This is a genomic window from Pedobacter sp. 05L430 (genome assembly GCF_056397585.1).
The window spans coordinates 1-4,744 of the sequence record NZ_JBFTNT010000313.1 but is presented as its reverse complement, the minus strand read 5'-3'; the positions used below and the strand labels follow the sequence as shown (position 1 = coordinate 4,744).

At 37.9% G+C, this 4,744-nt stretch carries 7 protein-coding genes; all 7 read right to left on the bottom strand.

The window, feature by feature from the left end; genetic code table 11:
- Positions 1-82 precede the first annotated feature (82 nt).
- Positions 83-247 (bottom strand): helix-turn-helix domain-containing protein, encoded by a 165-nt coding sequence (locus AC1DG9_RS23435; protein WP_477611926.1) that lies wholly within the window; start codon positions 245-247, stop codon positions 83-85.
- A 6-nt stretch (positions 248-253) separates the two neighbouring features.
- Positions 254-559, bottom strand: a complete 306-nt coding sequence (locus AC1DG9_RS23430) for a hypothetical protein (protein WP_477611925.1) — start codon at positions 557-559, stop codon at positions 254-256.
- A 185-nt stretch (positions 560-744) separates the two neighbouring features.
- Positions 745-1,335 carry a PX domain-containing protein gene (locus AC1DG9_RS23425; RefSeq protein ID WP_477611924.1) on the bottom strand — a complete coding sequence of 197 codons (591 nt, stop codon included), beginning with the start codon at positions 1,333-1,335 and terminating at the stop codon, positions 745-747.
- A 4-nt stretch (positions 1,336-1,339) separates the two neighbouring features.
- Positions 1,340-1,561, bottom strand: coding sequence for a hypothetical protein (locus AC1DG9_RS23420; RefSeq protein WP_477611923.1), 222 nt, complete (start codon positions 1,559-1,561; stop codon positions 1,340-1,342).
- Positions 1,558-3,720, bottom strand: a complete 2,163-nt coding sequence (locus tag AC1DG9_RS23415; protein WP_477635341.1) for a DNA cytosine methyltransferase — start codon at positions 3,718-3,720, stop codon at positions 1,558-1,560. Before AC1DG9_RS23415 ends, AC1DG9_RS23420 begins: the two co-directional genes overlap by 4 nt.
- A gap of 292 nt (positions 3,721-4,012) precedes the next feature.
- Positions 4,013-4,399 (bottom strand): hypothetical protein, encoded by a 387-nt coding sequence (locus AC1DG9_RS23410; RefSeq protein ID WP_477611921.1) that lies wholly within the window; start codon positions 4,397-4,399, stop codon positions 4,013-4,015.
- An 88-nt stretch (positions 4,400-4,487) separates the two neighbouring features.
- On the bottom strand, positions 4,488-4,744 hold a 257-nt coding region (locus AC1DG9_RS23405), incomplete at its 5' end, for a KTSC domain-containing protein (RefSeq protein ID WP_477635340.1).

Sequence of the window (4,744 nt, the reverse complement as noted above, 5' to 3'; positions counted from 1 at the left end):
GTATGCTGACAATTCAGCACCGGACTTATCCGTAAATAATAATGTTATCATTGGTTAAAATTTTTTAACTGTTTTATAAAGATTAAGCAAACAATCTTTTAAGACTTTGTACGCGATTTTCAGGTATAGGTTTAATGCCTTTTACCCATTGYGTTATTAATGAATTTGATACGTTTAGCTTGTCTGCAATGAACTTCTGTTTAATACCTCTACTGGATATCAAGTTTTTAAGATGCTTAGCCTCCATTTTTAACTATTTTATAATAATTGATTCGTAAACTGTTTTAAATATTTGCCAATCCGATCTAATTTTAGAAATGATTGGCCTATCTCCAGTATAGTCGAAATTTTTGTCCGGCTGATTAGACAAGTTGTTAATCTTTGAGGCCCAACTAACAAATGAATCAGCAATATTTGTATGGGTTTTTATAACAATTGCGTAGTCATGATTTGCAACTATTTTATCTTTTGAGCAAATGTGGAATGATCCTTTATTTTCGCAATAGTACACAGCGACATGGATGTTGTTAATGTTCTGAATTCCATTAAGTCTTTTCATAAAACACGTATTTTAGTTAAACATTAACCCCTGCAAATAGAGTGGTAGACAGCCATTTCTGCGCTGATGCGCTAGAGATACTACTTACAGGGGTTAATGTTTGAATTTCTTTTTACAACCGTCTACCGTTGCGATAAAACAAATATAAACAATTATTTCAATTATTAGTTAATGCATAATAATAATCACAATTTTAATCTTGCTGCGATGTATTTAGCCCTAACCGCTTCTATATCCTGACCAGGTTTAACGTAAATTTCAGTCTTGCTATCGATACGAACTTTAGTACAAGTAGATAAATCAATGACGCGAGTTGGTATTGCTTTAGCCTGGTGCTTTATAGTCATAGGCGGCATCTTACTCTTACGCTCAGACTTTGGCTTTGGAATATAGACGCGTTTAACTCCGTCAATAGGCTTTCTTCCATTGTTAACACGAAGATCAGGTTTCCCCGCTTCTCTATCCAATCTGCGTTTTTCTTTCGCCTTTGCATTTTGTAGATCTCGATTTAACTTAGCTTTTTTGGCTCGTATAGCATCCTTTTTCGCTTTAATTTCAGCAATTTCAGCGGCATTTTCAATTCTTTGACGCTCACGAACACCTCGCATATAGATCTTCATCTGTTCCCTTCGTTCTTCAGGTGTTAATGCCCCCTTAGGAGGAAGCCCTTGCGCTGCCCTTACTTCTGCTCGTTCTTTCTTTAATCTTTCATTTTGCGCCTTATTCCTGGCTATTCTTCTGGCTTCAGCTACGCCAGGAGGTAATTTTGGATTCATAACTTTAATTCTTTTGTTTAATGTTTGCGCCAATTACTTCAACTTCTTTACTCCATAAAGGACTATCCGGATAAACTCGTCCGTACCAATCCTCCTTCTTAGTTGGGCCATCATGCCTGATAATACTTACGTAAGTTGCATGTACCATATGAATGCTCCTTGGTGTAGCATTTGGTGCGGGGAAGAATTTCTGTCCGGGGCTGAGTTTGGTGAATAGGATTTTCATGCTGCCATTCTTAAAGTCCTACATTTATCTGCCATTGCTAAACACCAGGATGTTACTACATGAGGCACAACACTGTTACCAATGAATTTTTTCTGGTCTGTTTGATTGCCTTCAAGTTTATAATCGGATGGAAATCCTTGTATAAGTATCAGCTCGGAAACCTTCAACATTCTCATTTTGATATCGGCTAATCCATATAATGCCATGAACTGTTTAATTCTGACCATCACCGCGCTATCATCATCGTAAATCGGGATGTTAACATTTTTATCAATTGAATACTGTATTAGGTACAATGGCGCTTTATCTTGTCTTGCGACTATTGTAACGCATGGAACGTTAGTGCCTGTGCAATGGCCGCCATGAGAGGGATTTAGAATAAATGGCTGGCAATTAATTAATCTGTGCTTATCGTTCGGCATCAATGTGCCAGCAGGTTGCTCGATCGATTGATATTGATTTGAATTTCCATTACCTGAATAGGTTTTATCAAAAAATATAGGTTGTATTTTGGATAACGTGTCTTTTGTACCAAGAGTGGGCGCGGCAGTATCGATTGAAACAGCATTCTCACCAGTTCCATAATATTTGGCCAAAAAAGCAGGATTAACAATATAAGGATGATGGCGGCTGGCTAACAAAGTTTTTGCTGGTTCATCTACTGAGCTCCCAACGTTTTTAAAGTTGGTGTTCATAATGAAAGGCTGAGCATTTATGATAGCTAACTTATCTTTACATACCAATGTTGGACATGGTACGTCCATTGAATTACAAATGCTTGAATGATGATAGTTTAAAATAAAAGGAACGGCCTTTACTAGTTCCTGATTACCGGCCGTAGATGTTAATGTTCTCGATGGATTTTCAGTTGATTGAATTCTATGTGACGGGTTTCCTCCATTTCTCTGTACTATGAACGGCACAGCTTTTATTAAGGAATGATTCCCAACTGTTGGGATCGTCCCCGCTGGCCCTGTAACTGGGATAACTTTTCCTTCAGGTTTACCTGAATAAGCTTTTGAGAGAAAGTATTCACATTTTATGAGTGATTGTCCATCCTTACATTTTACAGCACCTGCTGGCCCTGTTACAGGTATAACCATTCCAGATGGTTTGCCACTGTAATATTTAGCAATGAAACACATTGCCGTCCGGTTTTGGCAAGATATTGTTGGTGCAGGTTTATCAACAGAAACAACAGACTGTTTTCTGTCGCCATTTTTAGCCATGGAATTGTATTTCAATAAAAACTCATCCTTACCACCCGCAACAAATTTGATTAAACCAGCTTCAATACGTTCTAATGAAGCATCAACCAATGGTTTTTTACGATTGAAGATACTTAAACCTTCATCATCAAAGTCCAGTACATCCTTAACCGCTTTCCATTTATGCTGAACACCAAACATTCCATCTAAACCCGGCTTTTTAGCGTGAGTTGTTTCTGGCCAAACAATAGGTAAATTCGGTTTAGCAAAACAACCAAATAAACGATTACGCGATGTATAGGCACCAAAATCAGCACTGTTCAATTCTTTCCATTCGTTTCTATATCCGAATGAGTCAATATGCTTACACCACTTTAACCAATCAGATCCAGATTTTCGGCTAACAGGTTTTCCGTTTACGTCAAGGGGGCCCCAACTCATAAACTCTACAACATTCTCGATCTGTATGTAATCTGGATTTAAAGCATCAACATATCTGTCTAAATGATCAGCTAGGGTTCTACTATCTGCATCACGCGGCTGACCTCCTTTAGCTTTACTGAAATTTGTGCATTCTAAGCTTGCCCAAAGGATTATTTTAGCATTAGGGTATAGTATTCGATATTTTGCAATTAATTCAACCAGTGGCGCTAATTCAACAGTTCTAATATCTTCCTCAAAATGCACAACATCAGGATAATTACGCCAATGAGATTTTATAGCAATTGGATCATGATTTATGCAAGCCATTACAATGGCAACCTGGTCATCACCAAATAAGGCACGATGAAATCCAGTAGAAGTTCCGCCAGCTCCACAGAAAAGATCTATTATTAAAAATTCTACTGATTCCGGATTTTTAACTTTGATGGGATTAAAGCCACCACCCTCTGTATACAGGAAATGTTGCTTATTTATCATCTTCTTACCTCCTTGCTGAAATTTGAACATTCTAAACATTGAGTTATGATTGTCGCCAACTCCTCGTGGCCTTCCCTATCTTGTATACGTGAATAGTCAATAACTACACCTCCTTTTGCTGAACTAAACCCAGGAAAACATTCTGGTGAAGCCCAAATAAATTCTATATTTTGATTTGTCATTTCTTCTAATGTTTTTTCTTTGCTTGAGTTAATTGACATGATATTAGGATTTGAGCCATCCCGGCACCTCCAAACCCCGCCACTCGAACGAGGCAGGGCGAAGAATATGCAAAATATTAGTTAATGCATAGGAAGGGATACTAAAAAGGCAAATCATCTTCTTCAGCCAACACTCCTTCCACAGCTGCTCCTGCATTATCATTTGCTGAACCACCAGAAAAGTCTTTAATGTTTCCTAATATTGGAGACAACTCTTGTGCAGCTTTTTTACCTTCTTCATCTAATTCCTTCCAAATCTTGCTGTCCGTAGTCTTGCTGATAAAGCCATTCTGTCCGTATTTATCCTGCTCAGATTTAAAATTCACGTTTACGGACATGTAAACTGCACCATCTTTTTCAGTTAATAGGTTAGCGTCAATTGGAATAACGATACATTTAACAGGACCGTTTTTTCCTTTTTTCTCCTGGATTACATGTTGCAATTTTGTCAATGCGATGCTACCAGATAATTTTCTTTCTGTACTCATTTGAATTGGATTTTGAATTTGCTCGATATTGAGCGGCTTGCCACTGATCACCGCGGCCAGGTGTTTGCCAATATTGGCTGGTAATGCTTTAATTCTTTTCTACGCCTACCCCTTCTAACTTTTCCGAAGCGTATTTGCCGACAATATTTGTGGTTACGTATCTACCTATACTATCTGCATTGAATAGTCCTGATTTTACTTCCTGCGGAACACCTGAATAAATGTAGGTGCCACCGTTTTTGAACTGAATAAACAGGCTACCAGTTTGTGGATTACTTCCGAAAAAGTTAATACCTTTTGAAGGAATAGAATTGATGTTAAACGATTCTAATCGGGGGTTAACTG

Coding starts and splice junctions, on each gene's coding strand:
- AC1DG9_RS23430 (WP_477611925.1), bottom strand. CDS start 559: ATGAAAAGACTTAATGGAATTCAGAACATTAACAACATCCATGTCGCT.
- AC1DG9_RS23425 (WP_477611924.1), bottom strand. CDS start 1,335: ATGAATCCAAAATTACCTCCTGGCGTAGCTGAAGCCAGAAGAATAGCC.
- AC1DG9_RS23420 (WP_477611923.1), bottom strand. CDS start 1,561: ATGAAAATCCTATTCACCAAACTCAGCCCCGGACAGAAATTCTTCCCC.
- AC1DG9_RS23415 (WP_477635341.1), bottom strand. CDS start 3,720: ATGTTCAAATTTCAGCAAGGAGGTAAGAAGATGATAAATAAGCAACAT.
- AC1DG9_RS23410 (WP_477611921.1), bottom strand. CDS start 4,399: ATGAGTACAGAAAGAAAATTATCTGGTAGCATCGCATTGACAAAATTG.